This is a genomic window from Priestia megaterium NBRC 15308 = ATCC 14581, from assembly GCF_000832985.1.
Taxonomy (GTDB): Bacteria; Bacillota; Bacilli; order Bacillales; family Bacillaceae_H; genus Priestia; species Priestia megaterium.
In genome coordinates this window covers 4,378,517-4,398,743 of sequence record NZ_CP009920.1, presented here as the reverse complement: position 1 = coordinate 4,398,743, position 20,227 = coordinate 4,378,517, and the positions used below count along the sequence as shown (strand labels likewise).

Sequence of the window (20,227 nt, the reverse complement as noted above, 5' to 3'; positions counted from 1 at the left end):
TTAGATTGTAAAGTTGTTTTTTTATATTTGGACCATACATTATTAGGGGCTTCCCTTTCTTTAAAACATCAAGAAAACTTAAAAAAAGAAAAACATGTAGCTTATTAATATCAAAAAAGCATTTTGTATGATAAGATGGGGCCTTTTTAAATACAATAAACATATCCAACCTTATTATCCGCATAATACATGCTACTTCTTGAATGTTCTTTTAGTAGGTTTATAATATTAGTTGTCAATGCAGGAAAATCTAACTAAAGGAGCCGTTATTATGAAAAAATCTTTTGGTTTAACTTTATTAGCATTTGGGATGTTATTAGCTGGCTGTGGAAATGAAAAAATAAGCACAACAAATCAAGCCCAAGAAGAGACAAAGGGAACAACAGGAGAAGGTGCAAATAGCAGCCAACCACAAGAGGAATTAAAGGCAAAGATTGTAGATCAAGTAAGTTATGTTTTTACTGATCCATATGCGGAAACTACTACGGCAAGCTATTTTGCTGTTGTTCAAAACAAAAGTAAGGTTCCAGTAGATATTACAGAAATGACCGTAACATTTTTAGATAAAAAGGGAACAGTCCTTGCAACAGAAGAATCTTCTTCTATTTGGACATCTCCACAAATTTTAAAACCTGGTCAAAAAACGTATCTTTCTGCTGATACTGATCTTGATATACCAGTTGAGCAATTTGGAAAAGCAGAATTAAATGTAACTCCTATTTATACAAATGATACAGTGAAAGAGTTACCAATTGAAGGTGATTCAGGTAAATATGATGGTACAATGTATGTAAACGGAAAAGTAAAGAATACATCTAAGAAACAAACAGATTATATTACCGTTGCAGCAGCTCTTTACTCAAAAGATGGAAAATTCATTGGAACTACATATGGCCAAGTAGATTCACCATTAAATGCGGGTGCATCAGTAGGTTTTGAAACATTTAGCGATAAGATCCCTGCTGACAAAGTGCCAGATCAATTTGATTATGAGGTGTTAGCATATATGTATCCTTCATATGACCAAAAAGAAGGCGTAGCTGGTGAAGGTGGAGACGGTGAAGTGACTGAATAAAATAAAAAAGCCCGTTGCCTAATAGTAGACAATGGGCTTTATTTATATATTCTTCTTCATCCCACAATTCGTACATTCGCGTAGAAACTTGCCGCCACCTACACTACTTTTAAATTTCACTCCACCACAATTATCGCAGCGACCTGAAATTTTGTCTGGTAGATCAGTGTATTCATAAACTTTTGTTACATCTATATTTGCGTATTTATCTTCTTGATTTTCCATCGTTGATACCTCACATTCTTCAATTATCATAGCAATATTTAAATAACAAAAGAAGCCCGCAATCAAATAAGCAAAAAATTCATTATTTAAATGATAAATTTATCTTTTAAGGAATAGAAATGCTTTTAATCTATTATTTTACAAATAAAGTGCTATACTTATCGATATTCAGATTATATTCTGAAAAAAATAATAAAAGGGGGAACGTCTAATGATTTTTATAAGTCATCAACACAAAGATAAAGAAATCGTTAGTCCTATTGCTTATCAGCTAGAAGAAATTTATGGAGAGGATAATGTTTTTTATGATGATTGGTCAATTAAACCTGGTGAGAACATTATCGAAAGAATGAATGAAGGACTAGAAAGATGCCAATTTTTCTTCTACTTTATTACTGAAAACAGCTTAAAAAGTCCGATGGTCACTCTAGAATGGACAAATGCATTAAAAGAACGTTCTGCAGGTATACAATTCATTCCTGTAAGAGCAGAAGATATAAATGTACCAAAAATCATTTCTGCTCTCAGTTATTTAGATATGAGTACTAACGGTATCGAAACTACTCTTCGACAAATACAAGATATTGTTTCTCCTGGAGTGGAGAAGAAAAAGAAGGATATTCCCACTTTCAATAATTTACAAGCTTATGTAACACATGAGAATTTTAACTCTTTTTATTATGTAATAAGAGCAAAACGCTTCTTCGAACCAAGTGGAACTATTGTGGCTGCTACCAATCTTGATCAAACAGAAGGAGAATTCAAAGCATTAAATGCACCTATGTACAACTCTGGTTTTTCGGAAAATGCACTTACATTAAATAATACAGAGGTTATGAATGCCTTCACAATCAATTTCCCTGGGGGCATAAGAAAAGGATTTGATTTTGAAGCTAGTTTCAATTTCAAAGAGAAAGAAAATCGTAAAAGTGGACAGGTTTATCTCTTCCATCTAAAAGAAGGAGATAAACTAGAACCAATCGAATTAATAACTGTTATTTCAAAAGACCAAATACCACAGCCTTCGTAATTAAAGAAGCATATCCATATATATAAAAGATCTCTTAATCCATTAGATTAGGAGGTTTTTCACTGTCTACGAATAGTTGATTAATCTCAATATAAAAAAGCAGTTACCTTTATTAGAATAAAAATCCCTACTCCAAAGAGCAGGGACTTCAATCAATAACCTTTAGACTTCAAGACAGCTTGTAATTTACTTTTCGTATTTGGGCCATACGTGCCGTCTACTTCATACGGTAAATAAACTTTTTGGAAGCGTGCGACAGCATCCTTTGTTTTAGCTCCATAAATTCCATCCGCTGTACCACATTTAAAATAAACAGCATTTAAAGCATTCTGAAGTTGTTTAATTCCTGTTTTATCTGTTGATCCCGTTTTAAGTATTCCAGAAGGTAAAGGATATTTATATTCTGATTGATCTTTTTTAGGTGTTTCTGGCTTTGGTGTATATGAATTTTGAGCTGATCCAAATTTAATCGTTTGGCCTACTTTCAACTTACTAGGATCTACACCAGGATTTGCAGCAATTAAATCCTCAACAGTAATACCTTCTTTTCCATCCTTTAAAGCAATACTCCAAAATGTATCGCCTTCTTGAATTGTATATAACCCTGGTACTGGATCAGGTTGTTTAGATCCTGGCAGCATATCATCTAAGACATCTTTAAAAGCCTTATTATAATCAAATACGCAACATGCTTTCCAAGAGTAGCCAGGCATTTCATTATGGGCTTTATCATACTTTCCAATTCCATCAGCAACTAAAGCTTTATGAAGATCAACAATTGAACGAATAGTAGGATCAGTGAGTTTATCAGTTCGATAATCACCAATAACACAAATACCCAAGCCAATGTTATTACTGTTACCTACATGATAAGATTTCTTAGAAATATCTACACAGTAATAAATAGTGGCTTTGCCATTCACAACGTGTTTAGGATCAATGATTAAATGATAAGCAATTTCTGGCCAGCCGTTTGTTCTTACATGAAAATCCGCGAATGATTCAATTTTAGATCCACCAGCTGATAATTTTGTTAATGAATGATGCCATACACGGGTAGTAATAGTTTTTGTACGCTTGCTGTATGAACCTTTATGAGCTAATTTTCCTCGTTTATCAACTAACTGCGGTAATTTTTCAAACTTATACATTTTCATCTTCCTTTCAAAATTTTGATATAAAAAAGCCGCTGCATAAACAGCGACTTACTTAATTTCTTCTTTTTCTTCTTTTTTGACTTCTGCTGTAACAATAGGTGGATTTGGTGCAACGACTGCTGGCACTTCTAAGGTTGAAGGTGCAACAGGTTTTTCCTCTTCTTTTTGCGGCTTGCTTCTTAAAACGGCAATTGCTTTGGTTAATGTTTCTGGAACATAAACACCCATCTTTCCAGCGTTTTCAACAATGGAAAGCACTTCGTTTAGACAATAAGCGGTAATTACAACACTCATAGCTAGATAACCAACTTCAATTTTGTTTTCAATTAGCAATAGATCCACCAAATGACTGACCGCTACCATTGCAAAAATAAATACTTTACGGGCTATACCCATTAATCCAACACGGCTTTTTAATTCCCCGTTCATGGATGCTGCTGCCATACCTGACAGATAATCAATAACCATTAACGCAACCAAAATATTTAACATGGGTGTCCACGCTCCAAATAAAAAAGCGATTACTCCACCAGAAACGGTTAGTAACCATTTGAAAATTTGTTCCACCTTTACTCCCTCCTTTAAGAATTAAAAAAAGATGCTTATTCAGCATCTAATGTAAGAATGGATACATCTTCAACAAACGTTAAATTTCTTAGCTCCTGGACATCGGTATATTCTGTTTCATCAATTTCCTTAGTTAGATTATCAAGCCTCTTAATAAGCTGATCCTTGAAGGAATTTGCATAAGTGACCAGGCTAATAAATTCTTCTTTTGTATATTTTTTAATACCGTTGTTCTTTGTTTGAACTTGGACGGTAGTTAAAGCTGGATTTAATAAAAGTAAAATTTGTTTTTGAGAAAAATCATTTTGCTGATCTGGCCCATATAAAAACTTATCACCATTTGTATATTCAAATCCTGAAGCAATGACCAGGTTACATTGCTGCTCTAATTCCTCAATTTTGAACGGTTTTAAATAATTGGCTACAACTTGCGGTGTTACAGTATCAGGATCTAAGTTATCTTCTCCTACGCAATAACCTACCTGGAAGCCAGATAAAACACCATATTCACCCTCTGCTGTTGTATAAACAAACTGATCAAGTTTAGATGTATGATTCACAATGTTTTCAATGATGTTTCCTACTTTGTTTTCAATATTTAAAGATACAAATTTCATGTTTGTTTGCTCCTTCAGTCTTTATTTATAAGTGATTTCTAATTTTGCTGTTGCATCGAATTTTGCATAGTAGTTTTGATTAGTTGAGTTAATATAAATTCCAATGCCTTTATAAGATCCACTAACAAAGCCAGCGTAAAATGAGCTAGGAATAGTAATCCATTTTCCTTCATTTGGCTTAAAGCTTGCTGTTGTTTGTGGTGACTGATAAGAAGGCGCACCGCTCGGCTTGCTTGTGTAGGTATGCGGTTTAAAGTACGTAGTAACAGGAGCGGCATTTCCACCCGCTTTTTTACGGTGTACAAACATTCTAATTTGAGTAATTGTCTTTCCAGAAAGAGAAGGCAATGAAAAGAACCATAAGCCACGATAAATGCCATAGCTGCCCCATTTACCTTGTACAACTTCATTTTGACCGTACCACTGGCCCCCAAAGTTATCACGCCAGCTATCACCGCTACTTGCATTAATAGTTACAGTAGTAGGTTGAGCATCCATTGTGCCTCCTGTAGTTGTTCCATAAGTGAAGGCACCGCGAACCTGGCCCCCTGCAACTTCACCTTTATTGTTATTTCCACCACTTGGAGCTGTTCCCTGGCCAAAAATATCCCCGCCATAGCAATGCAAACCGTAAGTTGTGGCGCTTCCTTTACAGTTAGTGAGGAAAACACGCCCACCATAACGTGAACTAATACCCAAATCAGCACCATATGTTTCACATTGGTCCATTTCTGTGAACCCTGCCGATGTATCAAAGTTCATGCTAGATCCATTACCATAGACTTTCATTTTTTCTAAACGCACATAAGAATTACGTAATAAGCTTACGACTGCATAATCAAGCTTTTTACCATTGATTGTTCCACCAGTAGAAAAAATGTTTAACAAGTTGTTTTTAATCACTGGATTTCCATAAAATTTAGCGCTACCTAGTGATAAATTGATAGATCCAGAACCTAAAAATCCGCTGATTTCAAAGTTTTCATACATCAAAGAGTTATAAGCTACGTTAATTGTCGCTTTTCCATCGTAATACTTTGGAATACGTCTTATAGCCTCTGTTACTGTTGCAAGCGGCTTTGTCCATCCTGTGCCCTCGTTATCATCGTTAGGTTCAATAGCCCCTGAATATTCTAAAAGCCTGTCTGAGACAAAAAGGTTTATATCATCCGCTCCATACTCGACTACTGTAGGGCTATCAAAATTACCTACATATAAATCACTAAAACCGCCCTGGGCCGCATCCAGTGAAGCAATTAATTCATCGTTTTCATTGTAAACTTCAATCCGTCCATTTCCGTTACTTGATCCACCAAATTGAGCGATACCACCTTGTAAACTGTCAAAGGAAACTGATTTAGCTTTAACGTGTCGGCCCTCAATGCCACCGTCAACAATTAAATCGCCACCCGCTTTTCTTCGCCAAATAAGATTGTCTACATAAAATTTGTTTGTCGTTTCTCCATTAGACGAAAAGCTCATGTAAAACTGTAAATAGGCGGTACCTTCAGGAACAACAAAAGAACCACTTTTTTTAACAAAAGCGGTTCTTTTCGTTGATTCATTCCATCTTAGCGGGGTATTCCAGATGTTTAATGATTGTCTCTTAGCGTCATAGCATAAAAAACCTACCCGCCCATCACCCGAACCAGCTGTATTTAAATAGCGGCCCTCCGCTTGAATAAACATTTCTTCGCCAGGATTAACAGGTATAAGGTTATTTACATAGATGCTATTATTAGAGCTTGATAAAGCATCTATGGCCAGAGCTTTGTTTGATCCGTTCCCATTTTGAAAGCCTGAAATATCTTCTACTCTCATTTTGGATCTATTGGCTTCATAACTCGGATAATAACCGTTGGGAAACTCGCCTATGGTATCATTTTCAAAGTCAGGATTTTCAACTAGATTTGTCCAATCAGCTAGTAAAAGAGATTGTGCAAAAACGGTTCCTGTAGCTACTACTGCACCATTGAATTTAGTTTCATCACCTTTATATTTCCATAGACCAACCTTATTTGCTGCATCCGTCCACTTCTCACCGTAAAGGCCCAAGTCATCGAGGGCATCTTGGCCCTTCTTATCCGCTGCATCCGAATTGTCTTTTTGCTTGGCAGCTGTTGCAACTACTAGTGCATTGACTGCATTTTCGTATTGCAAAAACCTATCTCGAAACGTTGATTTTGTAACAGCGATTGTTTTTGCTTTATTGGCCGTGGATAGATCCCAAACATCAACAGGTGTAAGACCTTCTAAATAGGTTTTTAAATTCGTATATTGAGTAGCTACCTCAATATAAGTTGCATCAGCTGTTGAAATGCCCGCATTTAACGCCTGTTTCCGAACAGTATAAAACTCTCCTTTACCGCTACTATCCAGGGTAGAAGCAGCTGGCAGGGTTGTGGCATTATCCGCAATGACATAACCGATGATTTCAGTAATACGGTCTTTTAAAATTTTCCGTTCGGTATAATCAATTACATTGTCGCTTGTAATATCATCAATGCTTTTGTTTATGTTTTCAATCGTATCTGAATAGTTAGGATCAAGCTCTCCAATATCCACCCATGAAGAACCGCCCCATTTTTTCATCATATTAGGGGTTACACTTGTGTCTAGCCACAACGTCCCAACAGTAGGGTTTTCTGGTGCTGTTCCTGAAACAATAGCATCGTTCATATCCACTAGTGAAATTGTTCCTGTTGCTAAAGGTGCCATTTGCTATTTACTCCTTTCAAGAACGAATAAAAAGAGCGGTTTCCCGCTCCTTTTATCAAGCTTTATCTATATCACATGTTACATTCCCGCGAACATTAATATCTGCTGCGGTAACGGTAATTGATTTTCCTGTTTTACTCCAGTTTGTATTTTTAACATTGTTTGCATCATATATAGACCATTTGTAAGTAAAAGCTGTTCCTGCAGCATCTACTTCAGCCCCGGCCTGGAATACTTTAGCCGTTAAAGTTGTACTTCCTTGCCCGTTTTTAAAAGTATTTGTCCCTACGATTGTAACTACATATGGATCACTAACATCTACCACTGTACAAACATCGTTATATTTTACATTGTTATATGTTGCAACACACTTGAAAGCCTCTACACTAGGGATTGCACTTGCTGGAATCGTAATTGTATCTGTTGTATAGCCTGTTACTCCTGCATTTGAAGTAGAAGTAAGTAAGCGCCAACCAGCGCCCCCATCTGCATCCCCACCGCTTGACGTTATAGCAGCAGGATCTTGGATATACCATTTAAAAGCTGTTGGTGTTACCTTTGAAGCTCCTTTGTATACATCAACAGTTGCTTTGACAGTCCCATTTGAATTACGTGTAACATTTCCGTCTGGTGTCCATACAACAGCTCTTACAGCATCTTGACCAGCTGCCCCATTGGAGCCATTTGTACCATTTGTTACTTTAATAATTTCATATTCTGCTTTTGTAGTTACATCAAAGCCCGTGTCTGGATCTGTGTAAACAACCTCACACATGTAAGTCATTGAGTTAGCAGAAGCAAGTACATTCCCCTTAATCGTTAATGTTTTAGGTGCTGTAGTTCCTAGAGTATAGTTTGTATTACTCGCTGTAATTTCAGTGAAATTGCCGCTGCTATTTGTTTGATAGAACCATTTAATTGATTTAGCTTTATCTGCAATATTTGTGTTAGTCCCTGCAATATACAATTGAGGTGTTAACACGTTATTTGAGCTGGCATAGTTCGGTGTATATGAACCGCCATTAGGATTATAAATAACTTGTCTTTGTTGTGATGAACCGATAAATGCTATTAGTTGTTTTGCATCTGTTACATCGATTAACGTCATACTGCCTGTAGCTACTGTCGCCATAAACACTTCACTCTTTTCTATGTTTTTATTCTTCCTCTGGTAAATCTAAATCACAAGTAAAGACAGCTCGTTGAACAACATCAAACGAACTAACTGTGATTTTGTTACCTATCCCTACATGCTCATAATTCCAAGCCACATCAAAAAAACCGTCTTTATCTTTTTTCGTCCAGATAAAAGCGGTTTTTGGAAGTGTAGCGGTAATATTCTCTTTTCCTTTGTAGACAATAGCTGTTATCTCTGTATCAATCAGGCCGTTTTTAAATGTTGTGCCGTTACTAGAAACAAGCTCTACCTTATAAGGAACTTGCTTTTTTACTTCTTCTACGCCTTCCTGGGCCTCTTTCGCCCGGTCAATAGTGGCATTCCATACTTTTTCCTTTAACTGAAGGGTACGCTGCGCCTTTTCTACCGCTTGAATTGGTTGAATTGTAAGCGGGACATATTCACCAAGCACAATAGATCCTTTATCCTTTTGGACGGTGCTTAATTCTTTATTTAAAATTCTAGCTTCTAAATAAGTAGGCGGCTCGGATGATATATCTTTTATAAAAATGGTGTCACCAATAGAAACCTTTGTATGCTCATATCCTTCTATCTGCTCCATCATCACGACTGTTGCCTCATATGAAAAAACGGGATGATTTACTTTTTTTAAGGCTTCTATTGTGTTATCAAAAAGCTCTACTGGATTTGTTGCAGTTTCATCAATAAATTTATCGACTACATTTGCGCCATTGTTCCCATATTCCTGAAGGGCGTTAACATCCACAATCATGTTTCCCACTACTTCAAAACCCTTTGGAGGTTTCTTTTGAGCATTCATAAGTAAAATAGGATTTCCGTTTTTGTCCTCATTACTAGCAATACCGATCATAGCCGTAACAATTTTATTTCCATCCTCAATTTTACGTAAGCCCTCTAAATTCCTTGCATATTCAAAGCTAACACCTGTTTTTGTGCCGCGTTTTCCATAGAGATTTACAACTTTCCGCGCAACCTCTTGTCCATCGAATTCTACCTTAAATTCAATTTCTGCACCGAATTGTTTAATCGTATTTCGGATGGCTTCTAAAGCTGTTGGGTAATCGTCAAAATCTACTGAAATGATTTCATCATAATAGCAAACGCCTAGCTCCCATCCTGTATTACTCAAAAGAAATTTAACTATATCGGATAAGCTGGCCCCGACAAAAGACTTTGGCTCAATAATCTGGCCAATTAGATCCTGGGTTGCTGCTGTTTCACAATAGACTGTTTTTATTTCCTCTAACCCATGACTCTCCGTAGTCTTTGTAATCCTAAATAGCTCATAGCCATCTGGATTATCGGTATAAATAATAAAAGCTCCCCTACTCAAAAAGCTGGCTTGTGGGTGACTAGCGTAGACATCAAACTCTAATGTCGTATATCCATCCTCTAGCTGACCTTTCCAGCTATCTCTAAGGATGGGACAGCCTTTAGGAATCTTATTATTTAAAACGCCTACGGCATCATAAGTTTTGTTCAAAATATACCACATTAGAATCTATAGCCACCTTTCTGTAAAGGTTACTTTTCCATCCTTAATAGCTGAGTAATCAGAAACCACAAGGCCATTTGCTGCCTTATCTAAAAGTAAAAATTCTGATCCTGGATATAACCGTTCAAGAAAGAGTTTTCCATTCTTATAAATTTCCCCTGTTTCACAATCAATTAGCAGCTTATCACCTGTTCTAAAAACATAGTCAACTTGATTAGGTTGTTTAGATAGAATTTCTCTAAAGTAAACATTACTGATCCACATTTGATCTACTGCTGGCTCTTTATCATAGGCAGCAATATGCAGCTGAATCTTGGCCACTTTTTGCATATATTTGTTTTGCCAATCAGTAAAGGCTTTATAGTGTCTGGTGTGCGCTCTGCCGTTAGGATCAACTTTTGCAATGTAGCAATGCCATTTCTTTCCGACTCTACCCATTTGTATAATCCCGTTAAAATCAGAAAATACGCCTTTATAAGCCCCGTAGGTATTTGTAACAGAAACACCGCCACCATTTACTTTTCCTACCCAAAATTCAAACTGCGGGTTATCTAAGTTATTCCAAATGTCTCTTATCGCTATTTTCCCTAGCTGATTATTATTAATATCGAGCAGATAAATTTCAATTCTGCCCTTTTGATTTTTGTTACTGGATGCAAAGCCTACCTGACATTCTAATTCAAAATCTTGAATTTGCTTTGTTAAGCTTCGTACCATGCTGCCGCCATGCCATAAGCCGCTTAATGTACCATAATCCTTTCCTGCCTGGCTAAATGAATAACCGTTAGATCCAATGGTACCTAATACACGCCCACCATCTACATTAAAGTTTGTTGCTTGTAACCAATCTGTTGTGCTGCTGCCAGGATCATTTAAAATAACTGGCTTTGTATCGGTTACTGTTTTTTCTGTTGGATCAAAAGGCTCCCCAAAATAAAGGCTTTGCTTGTCTGTTGCTATAAAAAAGTCAGTTACATTTTTAGTGAATGTCATGCTGATTTGTAGAGCTGTTTGTCTATTACCATAATTCACTAACATAGTAGTATCAGAGGTGATGTTATAAGATCTTTGCTCCCCATATCCGTGCGGATCATGACAAATTAACTTAATGCTGCCTTTTCCTAGATGTTCAATCTTTTCAAGATCCGTGTCACCGTCTAAAATGGCATAATATTTGCGCCCTGGCAGATCCCGAAAAATAATAGGTTGTGGTTCATCATGATGTAAAAAATCGGCTAGTTGATCCCCCATAGACATTACTTTATCCCGGTCAGGTGCCTTAATGGTTAAATCAATAGTTATCGTTCGGTTTCCATGCTTTTTATTTACAAACTGTGAACCGCTTTTCATAGGTATATCAATAGATGTTAGTTCAGAAGGCGGCAAAGGCGGCAAATGAACTTTATCTATAATTAAAAAGTCAGGGGTGTTAACCCCTGCAAAACTTTTAATAAGACTGGCCATGTACTACCCACCTTACTCCTTTAGCTCTTAACTGTTGTTCTGTTTGTTCGTCCATTATCTCTTGCAGCCATTTAGCAAACTTAATGACATCATCCCTATTTGGCAAACCTGAATAAGCAACAGTAATGTTATTTTCAACATGAATAGACTGTACTTGCTGCTGCCCTTGATCTGCACTTGAAGCATTGCCACTAGGAGAAGATACAGGATTTGAACGCGTATTTCTTTGAAGTTCTTTTCCAGCTAAAGCTAATAACTTCATAGCATCCGTTCTTTGATTTTCATTAGTAGCAATTACGGATGCAGCTGCCTCACTGTATTCCTTAATGAATTCTTGAATGCTTGGCCATACAATTGTTCCTTTTGGCAAATTAGGGTAAAGTGTTGCGCTATCTGGACTTAAACCTAATAAGCCATTTGGCATTAAGAATGGCTCTCTCTTGCCCCCATCACCCAAGATACCGTCTCCGCCTAAGTGACCAAATAACCCTGTGCCGTTTTTATATTTACGTCTGCCCCTTGGCCCCCATCCTCGCGTGCCCCCTGGGTTATCACGCCTCCAGGTTGTGTTATTAAAGAAAGCTAATAACTGGTCATAGCCTGAATAAATATTATTATGGCCTTTGACCTTATAGGCGTTGAATGTTTGAGGAATATACTGTAATACAATTAATACCGTATCTTTCGATATACTTTAACTTTGCTCGTAGCAAACGGTTTAGACTATATCATCACTTTTTTAAAGTGTTGGGCGCTGTCGCATCATCACCATAGCTTTTTTGCCGTAGGTTAAGCGTAGTCGTTGAACCTTCTCCACTCTTTCGAGACAGGAGCTTGGATGCTGATTGTCCAATCTATCTACTTTTTAAGCATTCACGCTTACCGTTTCCGGTTACGTTGTAGCAAGATAGCTTTAGGATTTTCCAGCAATTCACCCAATTTAAACCGGACTATTTTACAAATCCGCGTGCAGGATTACCGGCAGCAGTATTAACGTCCCACACGGCACTTGACTGAGTGATTTTTTCGTTACCCCCGGACTCCCGTTGGATTTGTCGTAAAATGGCGTTTACATCTGCATCAGTTACTGACTCTTTCATTACAGCGGCAGCTTTAAGAATGACAGGACGCCATCTAGCAACACCCTTACCAGCAGGAGCTGCTACACTTGCACTAAAATCACCGAACATCTTTTTAATAAAGTTAGCTGCACCATCTTTAACTTTTGTGACACCCGCTTTAGCAAGCTCGCCCATTATCCCGCCAACATCAGGCATTTTCAAATTAAGGGAACTAAAGACCTTATTCATTAGCTTTTTAGGATTATCCATATAAGACCATATATCTCCGATGGAATCAGACACTTTTCCTTTTACTTCTCCCGCTTTGGCTAATGCTTGGCCCCCTGTATCTTTAAGCCACTTACCAGCGGTTTTAGCTACGTCCTTAATGCCCGTACCTTTTTTATACATTGGATACATACTTAAAAATTCATCAGTTTGTTTTCCGCTTAATACTTGGGTACCTTTATCTCCCCAATACAAAGTAGTAGTGTCAGGACTCATTGTTATACGACCATCCGGGAAGCGAATTAATTCGTTTTTCCCTCCATCACCCGCGAAAAAGTACCCGCCTGGGTGTGAATCGGTACCTGTTGCATAACCAGGAATATCTAATCTAGGAATTTGGCTTTTCTTGCTAACACCGATCTTATCTAAAACAACGTTTATACCTTTTTGAGTAATGGTATTCATAACTGATTCAAGACCGCCAGCAAGCTTTTTACCAATAGCATCAACGCCAGATTTTACTTTCCCGGCCATTGCGCGGATACCGTCACCAATTCGACCAGGTAATTTTTTAGCCCCTGAAACTATATCATCAAAAATTTTAGTTGTTTTAGTTTTAATACTTGTAAACATTTCAGTTGTTTTATTTCTCAAAGTTGACCAAGCATTTACTACTCCATCTTTTGTTCTGGAGGCTAAATTTGTTACTGTGCTGCGTATCCCTGTCCAGATTGAGTTTAAAAAGCTACGGACAGAATTAAAAATACTTGTTGTTACAGATTTCAGGGAATTCCACGATGAACGGACAGCATTAACTATTGCGGATGCTGTTTTAGAAATCATGGATTTCAAGAAATTCCATATTCCTGAAAGGAAAGAGCGGTATGCATTAAAAATAGTTGTCGTCACAGATTTCAATAAATTCCACGAACCACGGACAGCATTAACTATTCCAGATGCCGTTTTAGAAATCATAGATTTCAAGAAATTCCATATTCCAGTTAAGAATGACCGATAAGCATTAAAAATAGTTTTAGTGATTGATAGCAGCAAATTCCATCCTGAAACTACCGAACTCCTTAAAACCCCTACACTAGAAGAAAATAAAGATTTCAAGCCATTCCACAATCCGACAAAAACGCCACGGAAAGAGGTAATAAAGACTTTTCCTAGAGAAAGTAATTTACCGAACATTTGCAGCTGCACAAAATTCCAAATGAATTGGACAGATCCCGAAAATATCTGTTTCAATCCCTGCCACATTTGAGAAAAATTCAAAGTAAATAAGCCAGAAAAAACTTTCACCAAGCCCATAATAATATTTAGCGCTCCGCTTATGACACCCTGTATATTTCCCCACACCGATTTAATTATGGAAAGTACAAAAGGCATAACAAAGCCAATTACAGAAGAAATACCCTGAAAAACTACACGTACTACGCTGCCTATATTTGAAAGGGCCTGAAGTATAGTAGTAGAGTTATCCTGCCAAAATTGCTTTATTACGGATAGCTGACTCTGAAAGAATTGCTTCACGGACTCAATAGCTGGTTTTAAGATGTTTAGCGCACTCTGGCCAAACTTTTGTATACCGCTCATTATGCCGGAAACGCCATTTCTAAAGGTTTCAGAGTTCTTGTATAAAGCTATAAATCCAGCACCTAATAAGGTTATTGCTCCTATAACTATTCCCACCGGGCCAGTTAAAGCAGCAAGCCCCGCTCTTAGGACATTTAATAAACCTCCCGCCCGTGCAATAGCATTCATTACTGGTGTAAAAACAGGTAAAAGATTACCTATAGCACCAACAAACATACCTACCATAGTAATTACAGGCCCAAGTGCCGCTAACATTCCAGCAAAGATAAGGCCCGCTGTTTGCGCTGCTGGTGATAAGCTTTTAATGAAACCAGATACCATTTGAATACCAGTAGATACTTTAGGTAAAATACCTTCAGCAAATGAAATAAGGATCTCCCCGAAAGGCAGCAGAGCCATACCAGCTTCACGCCAAACAGACTTTAGACGAGCACCAAAGGACTGTTCTACGTTCTTAGTCATTTTATCCATAGTACCCTTGCTGTTTTGCAGCTCTTTATTAACGGTTTTCATGGATAAAACTACATCGGCCCCTTGATCTTCCCACTTCGTTCCAAAAAGTGCTTTCCCAATCACATTAAAATCTTTTGCTGGAATTGTATCTTTCATCTTTTGCAAGTCAGGTATTACCGCTTTATATAAATCCGCTACAGTTGCATTACCATTTTGATACTCTTCGTATACTTTTCGTGTGCTTGCAGACATTTGATCCATAGCACCCATATACGCTTTGCTAGAATCCTCACTTTGAAGCTTAAATTCTAGCATTGTATCATTTAAACGGTCTAAGTTATAACCTTTCTTGGCCCCATTAGAAAGAATAGAGAACATTTCATTTGCAGAGAAACCAGCCTCTTTAAAACTAATGGTGTATTCTGACATGTTATCAAACATCTCTTTTGAGAAATTCATGCCATTTTGGGCACCCTTGGCCATTAGATCAAAGGCATCTTTTGCATCCATACCATAGTTTTGAATTAAACTATTTCCCGCTCTGGTTACTTCGTTCACATCAGCATCAAATGTATTAGCTAAAGTCAGAGCTTTTTTAGTAATGTCCTCTAAATCTTCATCATTAATATTTTTAATATTTTGCTTGGTTTCAAGTAGGGCATTGTCTACCTCTTCCAGACTTTCCCCAAACCCATCTTTATAAATGTTTCGTGAGGCTTCAGTAAATTTCTTTGTCTCCTTAGTAGAAGTACCTAAAGAGTTACTTATTTTCACTGAAGAGTCATTGAATTTAGTAGCTAGCCCCATGATCCCTGCCCCTGCTCCAACAATAGATAATGTTAGAGAGCTAGATAAAGTAGAGCCGACTCCTTGCATCTTAGAGCTTAACCCAGTTAAAGATGAACCTGTTTTATCAATCAAACTTCCCATCTTGCTCCAACCAGACTGCAAAGCACCTTGCTCTTGCTTTAACTCTGTCAAGCTGTGGCTTGTACGATTAACGGAACGTTCTAAATTATTTAAAGCGGCTACTTGATTATTAAAACTTCTTGCAGCTGCTTCCGCTTGCTTAGATCCTTCCCCGTGCTCTTTAACCATTTTTTCGTATTCGGCCCTCGACTCACTTACAATTCGCTTTTGAAGCTCTAATTTCTTACTTAATCCTTGTAGAGTGACTTCATACTTTTCAATGGACTGCTCCCCTCTATCAAAAGCAGATAAATTGGCTTTCATTTCACTATTTACAGTCTTAAACCGATCTTTCAAACCTGTTAGACCACGTTCAAGCTGCAATGTTTCTAATTCCAGCCCAATGGACATACCTTCAATACGTTCTGGCAAAATTCACCCTCCCTTCTTGAAAACACAAAAAAATCCTTAACCACCAAACGCTGCAATTAAGGATTTTTCTTGTTTAGGTTTATTTCGCTCTCGTAAGATTTCCAAGACAAAATGAAAGGGCATATCTAACACCTGGTTAATATCCTTACCTTCTTTCATTAAGGACATAATAAAATTATCTAGGTATTCTTTTTGCTTTTCTGGTGTGAAATCTTCATCACTCAATTCTTCTTCTCTAAAAACTTTTTTGTTTCATCACTTTGATGACCAGCAGCCACAAAACGGATTTGATTTTGTAAAATCTCCATAGCATCTGGAGCATGTAGACCATTAATTAAATCATCTTTTGTAAACTTATCTTTATATACATCATGAACAATAAAATCAACAAAACGATCAATTAATTCCCTCTCATTTTGAGCATTTGCTTTTTGCATATCGGCAGTTAGATCCATTGCTTGATATACAACAGTAAGCGGGATAAATGCGGGTGTTAAATGTTTTTCTGATTTAAGAATTTCTCCGTCCTCCGAAACCTCTTTAATTAATTCGATCATATTACGTTTTAAATTTGCCATGTTAAAAAACTCCCTCTCTATTTTGGTTTATTTAAATGAATAAAAAGAGCAAGCGTCATGCTTGCTCTAATTCCTTAATAACTGGTCTACCTTGTTTGTTTTTATTGGTTAAAAGTTCTTCCAACCGTTCATCATTAATATTTTTGTTTGCCGGTTTAGGGTACCAATCACCCTTGCGATAAATTTTATTTTTATCCTGTAAATCCTTAAAATCCTCAATGACTTCAAATTTTCTATTGCTGGCCATAGATTACGCCCCCGCTGGTTCTGTAGTAGTGCCAGGATAAGGCTTACCAAAAATCTTCATAAATAATGCATCACGATTTGTCGTTTCGCCTTTTTTATCAACAGCAAAGGCAACAGATTTCTCTTCATCTAGTCCATCAATTTTACGATCCATAAACTGTGCTTCAATTTCTTCAGAAGAAAATTCTGTTCCATCCTCTTTAGTTTTCCCTGAAAGTTTTGGTCTTGTAAATAAACCTTTTGGCAAGCCAACATATTCTTTAGAGCCGTCTTCATACGTTTTAGCAAAAATGGTTGCAACGTATGGAGGATTATCTTTACTACCCATATAGGTAATACCATCCTTAACTTCAAGACCTAAAAGTCTTTGTTTGTCTTCCATAGGGATTTTATGAAAAGCAGAAGTAACTTTAATGTCACCATTTGATACAGCCATTTCCGCTGTTTTATTGTCTCCATAAGCACGGGTAATATCTTGAGGCATATCTACATCAATAGTTTGTAAATATTCTACCCGCTCAATATATGATGCAACTATACCGTCTCCAACTTCTCCATAGTAAAATTCATCTACACCTGTAGAAGCATGATAATTCTTTTGTTCTTCTGCCATTATAAATTCCTCCTTTATATTTCTACATACTCTTTACCGCGATAGCGCCTAGCATCGCGGTAAATCCCCGTATCTTCGTCAAATTCATCAAGACCTGGTATTAGTTGAGCAAAACCCAATTCGTTCCACATAACATTACGAACCTCTTTTGCAACAGCTTGTGTATCAAACAGATTCATAGACCAGACTTCAATTTGATAAAAATATTCGTCTGTTAACCATTTGTTATCTGCATAATCGCCAGGTTTAGGTACATCTATTGGATCAATTACGATGTAAACACCTTGCATATTATCAGTAGATGGGTACTTATAAAACTTAATTTGTTTTCCTACTTTTTCTTTAATAAGATCACTAGTATTTAGTACATCGTATACTTTATAGAGCATTAAATACCTCTCCTTACAGCTTCTCTCACCGCTGCTTTATAGGCATTTTCCGCATTACGCATGGCTCTGGCAATAGCTCCTTTACCTTTAGGGTTAGGGTTTTTAACCGTTCCCCATTCATTAAGGTGAATGATCCGATACCTGTCTTTAGGGCCACGCCAATGTATTTTAATTGTTCTTACACCAGCAACATACTCTGGCTCTGAAATCGTAATTTCATCAATGGATGCACCAGTATCTTTAAAGGATTCAAATTGCGCCTTTAATTCCTTTACAAAAACTTTTGCGCCCTCTTTTAAAGCCTGGTCACTAATACTTTTTACTTTAGCAGGGCCAAGGCGTTTTTCTAAATCCGCTAACAGGTTATTTAAACCTTTAATTTGAACACTCATTTTGACACCTCGGCTATAACCTTAATGAAATCTCGGTTCTGTAAGTCAGGAAAAGCCTGTTTAATGTTGTATCTTAAACCCTCATATTCAGGGGTATGAACTTGCACATAATGTTTGTTTGTTGGTGAATAATCACCTCTAGGATCTCTAATAGAAATGGTTAAGTCTGATAAAGTACCATTTGACTTGGCAATTTCTATATCTTTAGTCCATACTTCATCAACTTTGGCCCAACATTCATAAAGGACGTTCCTTGGATTCTCTCCTGGTAATGGCCCTTCGTTCTCTTTAGCTTCATAAAAAGTAACCCATGTTTTTAATTCCCCTGTATGAATTCTTGGAGGCGTATATTTAAATGGCTGCATCTGGATCACCTTCTGTAGTTCCCATAGTTATAGAAAAACCTACACTGTTAATTTGACTTTGAAAATTCTTGTCAAAGTATTCAAGAGCATCATTGTAAGCGTAGCGGGTACGCTCAAAGACTAATTCTTTTGCTCCCTTGTTTTCTTCAATGTTAAATGCTCCACATTTCCGTGTAATATCGTCAATAGAAAAGGACAACAATTCTTTTAAATTGCTGTCCTCCCCTTTATGTGTAAAATGCATTCTATCTTTAAATTCCTGAAGTAATTTATCTGTGATTTCCAATCACTTCAGCTCCTTTATGCTCCTGCGGGTGCTTCCGCTTCTAAAGATTCATCAATTTCCAAGTCATAAACAGCAGACGCTTTATTATCTTTTGGTAAACCATTTGCAAAGCGCTTGATTGTGTAAAGAATTGCATCCTCAATAGCTAACGTCTGATCAAATTTTTTCAATTGGTAGTTACCAGCAACAGCAGCGATATATTCACCTTTAACAAAGAAAATAACTTTGCCTTCAGGAACAAATTCAGATTCTACAATTTGCGGGTTAAAAGGTAAATTTGTTACATATACACCATTTGCATTTTGAGTAGTAGCAGAGGCTTGAATATCAAAATTATCAAATGGGTTAACAACCATAACAATTTTCCCTGCAACTTTTCTGTTTTTGCCTTTTGCATTTTTAGAAAGACCTTTAACAACGTCTTTTAATTCAATTACAGTAGTTCGACCGGGTTTAAAAGTTAATTTACCAGATGATGCTTTATCTGTTACTGCACCCGTTTCAGCGTTAACATCTTTTAATAGACCTACTGGCTGATTGTTACCATTACCATTTACAAATCCATTTTCTAACCCTACAGCATAAGCTTCTACAATAACTGTTCGTACATATCGCTCCACCCATACCGGGCCTAATTGCAGCATATCATCTGGAATAGCAGCAAAGGCAGTTAGTTTTAATTGGCCAATTTGTTTTTCATGGAAGGCAGCATTAATTTGGCCTTTAATTTCACCAAATAATGGCCCCCATACAGCTGCACCTTCTGGATCTGAATAAATAAAACGTGTTACTGCACCTAAATCTTGTAACCCTAAAGCATCTAATAATGGATGCTCTGTTACTAGATCTTCAAATACACGTTCTTGTGTTGTGTCTGGAAGAATAGAATCATCCTTAAAACCGCCATCTTGTACAACCGCATTAAAAAACTTCATTTCAGCAGAAGTTAATACATTTTGGCCACGTTGCTGAAGAATAGAGCGGTCAAGCATTTCATCATTTACTTGCTTACGAACGTTGTTTGCAACTTCGTGCTGCAAGGTATCAAAATAAGTTTGAAAGGCTGCTGTTTGTTCTTGTTCTGTAGATTCTGCATTTGTTAAAACCGCTGCTAATTTTGACTTAGCCTCATTCATAGCTTCTGATTTGTTAAATTTAATAGTCATTTA

The 20,227-nt window shown here is 37.0% G+C and carries 21 protein-coding genes and 1 pseudogene; 2 read left to right on the top strand and 20 right to left on the bottom strand.

Annotated elements, in window-relative coordinates; genetic code table 11:
• The first annotated feature begins 271 nt into the window (after positions 1-271).
• Positions 272-1,075, top strand: a complete 804-nt coding sequence (locus BG04_RS22580) for an FxLYD domain-containing protein (protein WP_034652333.1) — start codon at positions 272-274, stop codon at positions 1,073-1,075.
• A 42-nt stretch (positions 1,076-1,117) separates the two neighbouring features.
• On the opposite strand, the gene BG04_RS22575 is transcribed toward BG04_RS22580, so the two are convergent.
• On the bottom strand, positions 1,118-1,300 hold the full coding sequence (locus BG04_RS22575; protein WP_034652336.1) for a DUF8096 family protein: 183 nt from the start codon (positions 1,298-1,300) through the stop codon (positions 1,118-1,120).
• A gap of 211 nt (positions 1,301-1,511) precedes the next feature.
• On the opposite strand from BG04_RS22575, the gene BG04_RS29125 reads away from it, so the two are divergent.
• Positions 1,512-2,330, top strand: coding sequence for a toll/interleukin-1 receptor domain-containing protein (locus tag BG04_RS29125; RefSeq protein ID WP_051975605.1), 819 nt, complete (start codon positions 1,512-1,514; stop codon positions 2,328-2,330).
• Between the two features lie 152 nt (positions 2,331-2,482).
• Here the strand turns inward: BG04_RS29125 and BG04_RS29120 are convergent, their stop codons facing one another.
• From BG04_RS29120 to BG04_RS22475, 19 genes and pseudogenes are all read right to left on the bottom strand, one after another.
• On the bottom strand, positions 2,483-3,481 hold the full coding sequence (locus BG04_RS29120; RefSeq protein WP_051975606.1) for a peptidoglycan-binding protein: 999 nt from the start codon (positions 3,479-3,481) through the stop codon (positions 2,483-2,485).
• Between the two features lie 54 nt (positions 3,482-3,535).
• Complete coding sequence (locus BG04_RS22555) at positions 3,536-4,054, bottom strand: phage holin family protein (RefSeq protein ID WP_080743210.1); 519 nt, start codon at positions 4,052-4,054, stop codon at positions 3,536-3,538.
• Between the two features lie 35 nt (positions 4,055-4,089).
• On the bottom strand, positions 4,090-4,671 hold the full coding sequence (locus BG04_RS22550) for a hypothetical protein (protein WP_034652341.1): 582 nt from the start codon (positions 4,669-4,671) through the stop codon (positions 4,090-4,092).
• Between the two features lie 21 nt (positions 4,672-4,692).
• The gene (locus BG04_RS29115; protein WP_051975607.1) at positions 4,693-7,389 is read right to left on the bottom strand and encodes a hypothetical protein; all 2,697 of its coding nucleotides are present in this window, start codon (positions 7,387-7,389) and stop codon (positions 4,693-4,695) included.
• 55 nt (positions 7,390-7,444) lie between these two features.
• Positions 7,445-8,521 carry a hypothetical protein gene (locus tag BG04_RS22540; RefSeq protein WP_034652344.1) on the bottom strand — a complete coding sequence of 359 codons (1,077 nt, stop codon included), beginning with the start codon at positions 8,519-8,521 and terminating at the stop codon, positions 7,445-7,447.
• A 25-nt stretch (positions 8,522-8,546) separates the two neighbouring features.
• Positions 8,547-10,031, bottom strand: a complete 1,485-nt coding sequence (locus BG04_RS22535) for a phage tail spike protein (RefSeq protein ID WP_158319977.1) — start codon at positions 10,029-10,031, stop codon at positions 8,547-8,549.
• Between the two features lie 18 nt (positions 10,032-10,049).
• Positions 10,050-11,507, bottom strand: a complete 1,458-nt coding sequence (locus tag BG04_RS22530) for a distal tail protein Dit (protein ID WP_034652346.1) — start codon at positions 11,505-11,507, stop codon at positions 10,050-10,052.
• The gene (locus tag BG04_RS22525) at positions 11,491-11,964 is read right to left on the bottom strand and encodes a hypothetical protein (RefSeq protein WP_034652347.1); all 474 of its coding nucleotides are present in this window, start codon (positions 11,962-11,964) and stop codon (positions 11,491-11,493) included. Before BG04_RS22525 ends, BG04_RS22530 begins: the two co-directional genes overlap by 17 nt.
• Positions 11,941-12,174, bottom strand: a pseudogene (locus tag BG04_RS31865) (lysozyme family protein); the annotation flags it as partial. The gene BG04_RS22525 and the pseudogene BG04_RS31865, both read right to left, overlap by 24 nt.
• A gap of 283 nt (positions 12,175-12,457) precedes the next feature.
• Complete coding sequence (locus tag BG04_RS31785; RefSeq protein ID WP_034652350.1) at positions 12,458-16,189, bottom strand: phage tail tape measure protein; 3,732 nt, start codon at positions 16,187-16,189, stop codon at positions 12,458-12,460.
• Between the two features lie 36 nt (positions 16,190-16,225).
• Positions 16,226-16,414, bottom strand: coding sequence for a phage tail assembly chaperone GT (gpGT, locus tag BG04_RS22515; RefSeq protein ID WP_034652351.1), 189 nt, complete (start codon positions 16,412-16,414; stop codon positions 16,226-16,228).
• Positions 16,411-16,767: a phage tail assembly chaperone G gene (gene gpG, locus BG04_RS22510; RefSeq protein ID WP_034652352.1), complete on the bottom strand. Its 357-nt coding sequence runs from the start codon at positions 16,765-16,767 to the stop codon at positions 16,411-16,413. Before gpG ends, gpGT begins: the two co-directional genes overlap by 4 nt.
• A 55-nt stretch (positions 16,768-16,822) precedes the next feature.
• A complete protein-coding gene (locus BG04_RS22505) occupies positions 16,823-17,014 on the bottom strand; it encodes a hypothetical protein (RefSeq protein WP_034652354.1) in 192 nt (63 codons plus the stop codon).
• Positions 17,015-17,017: 3 nt separating this feature from the next.
• Positions 17,018-17,626, bottom strand: a complete 609-nt coding sequence (locus tag BG04_RS22500) for a major tail protein (protein ID WP_034652357.1) — start codon at positions 17,624-17,626, stop codon at positions 17,018-17,020.
• A 14-nt stretch (positions 17,627-17,640) separates the two neighbouring features.
• Positions 17,641-18,015 (bottom strand): hypothetical protein, encoded by a 375-nt coding sequence (locus tag BG04_RS22495; protein WP_034652360.1) that lies wholly within the window; start codon positions 18,013-18,015, stop codon positions 17,641-17,643.
• Positions 18,015-18,407: an HK97-gp10 family putative phage morphogenesis protein gene (locus BG04_RS22490; RefSeq protein ID WP_034652362.1), complete on the bottom strand. Its 393-nt coding sequence runs from the start codon at positions 18,405-18,407 to the stop codon at positions 18,015-18,017. The genes BG04_RS22495 and BG04_RS22490 overlap by 1 nt, the downstream gene beginning before the upstream one ends.
• Entirely contained in the window at positions 18,404-18,772 is a 369-nt protein-coding gene (locus BG04_RS22485; RefSeq protein ID WP_034652374.1) for a phage head completion protein, read from the bottom strand. Before BG04_RS22485 ends, BG04_RS22490 begins: the two co-directional genes overlap by 4 nt.
• A complete protein-coding gene (locus BG04_RS22480; protein WP_034652377.1) occupies positions 18,759-19,058 on the bottom strand; it encodes a hypothetical protein in 300 nt (99 codons plus the stop codon). The genes BG04_RS22485 and BG04_RS22480 overlap by 14 nt, the downstream gene beginning before the upstream one ends.
• 14 nt (positions 19,059-19,072) lie before the next feature.
• Positions 19,073-20,224, bottom strand: a complete 1,152-nt coding sequence (locus BG04_RS22475) for a phage major capsid protein (protein ID WP_034652379.1) — start codon at positions 20,222-20,224, stop codon at positions 19,073-19,075.
• Positions 20,225-20,227: the final 3 nt, after the last annotated feature.

Coding starts and splice junctions, on each gene's coding strand:
- BG04_RS22580 (WP_034652333.1), top strand. CDS start 272: ATGAAAAAATCTTTTGGTTTAACTTTATTAGCATTTGGGATGTTATTA.
- BG04_RS22575 (WP_034652336.1), bottom strand. CDS start 1,300: ATGGAAAATCAAGAAGATAAATACGCAAATATAGATGTAACAAAAGTT.
- BG04_RS29125 (WP_051975605.1), top strand. CDS start 1,512: ATGATTTTTATAAGTCATCAACACAAAGATAAAGAAATCGTTAGTCCT.
- BG04_RS29120 (WP_051975606.1), bottom strand. CDS start 3,481: ATGTATAAGTTTGAAAAATTACCGCAGTTAGTTGATAAACGAGGAAAA.
- BG04_RS22550 (WP_034652341.1), bottom strand. CDS start 4,671: ATGAAATTTGTATCTTTAAATATTGAAAACAAAGTAGGAAACATCATT.
- BG04_RS29115 (WP_051975607.1), bottom strand. CDS start 7,389: ATGGCACCTTTAGCAACAGGAACAATTTCACTAGTGGATATGAACGAT.
- BG04_RS22540 (WP_034652344.1), bottom strand. CDS start 8,521: ATGGCGACAGTAGCTACAGGCAGTATGACGTTAATCGATGTAACAGAT.
- BG04_RS22530 (WP_034652346.1), bottom strand. CDS start 11,507: ATGGCCAGTCTTATTAAAAGTTTTGCAGGGGTTAACACCCCTGACTTT.
- gpG (WP_034652352.1), bottom strand. CDS start 16,767: ATGGCAAATTTAAAACGTAATATGATCGAATTAATTAAAGAGGTTTCG.
- BG04_RS22505 (WP_034652354.1), bottom strand. CDS start 17,014: ATGGCCAGCAATAGAAAATTTGAAGTCATTGAGGATTTTAAGGATTTA.
- BG04_RS22500 (WP_034652357.1), bottom strand. CDS start 17,626: ATGGCAGAAGAACAAAAGAATTATCATGCTTCTACAGGTGTAGATGAA.
- BG04_RS22495 (WP_034652360.1), bottom strand. CDS start 18,015: ATGCTCTATAAAGTATACGATGTACTAAATACTAGTGATCTTATTAAA.
- BG04_RS22490 (WP_034652362.1), bottom strand. CDS start 18,407: ATGAGTGTTCAAATTAAAGGTTTAAATAACCTGTTAGCGGATTTAGAA.
- BG04_RS22485 (WP_034652374.1), bottom strand. CDS start 18,772: ATGCAGCCATTTAAATATACGCCTCCAAGAATTCATACAGGGGAATTA.
- BG04_RS22475 (WP_034652379.1), bottom strand. CDS start 20,224: ATGACTATTAAATTTAACAAATCAGAAGCTATGAATGAGGCTAAGTCA.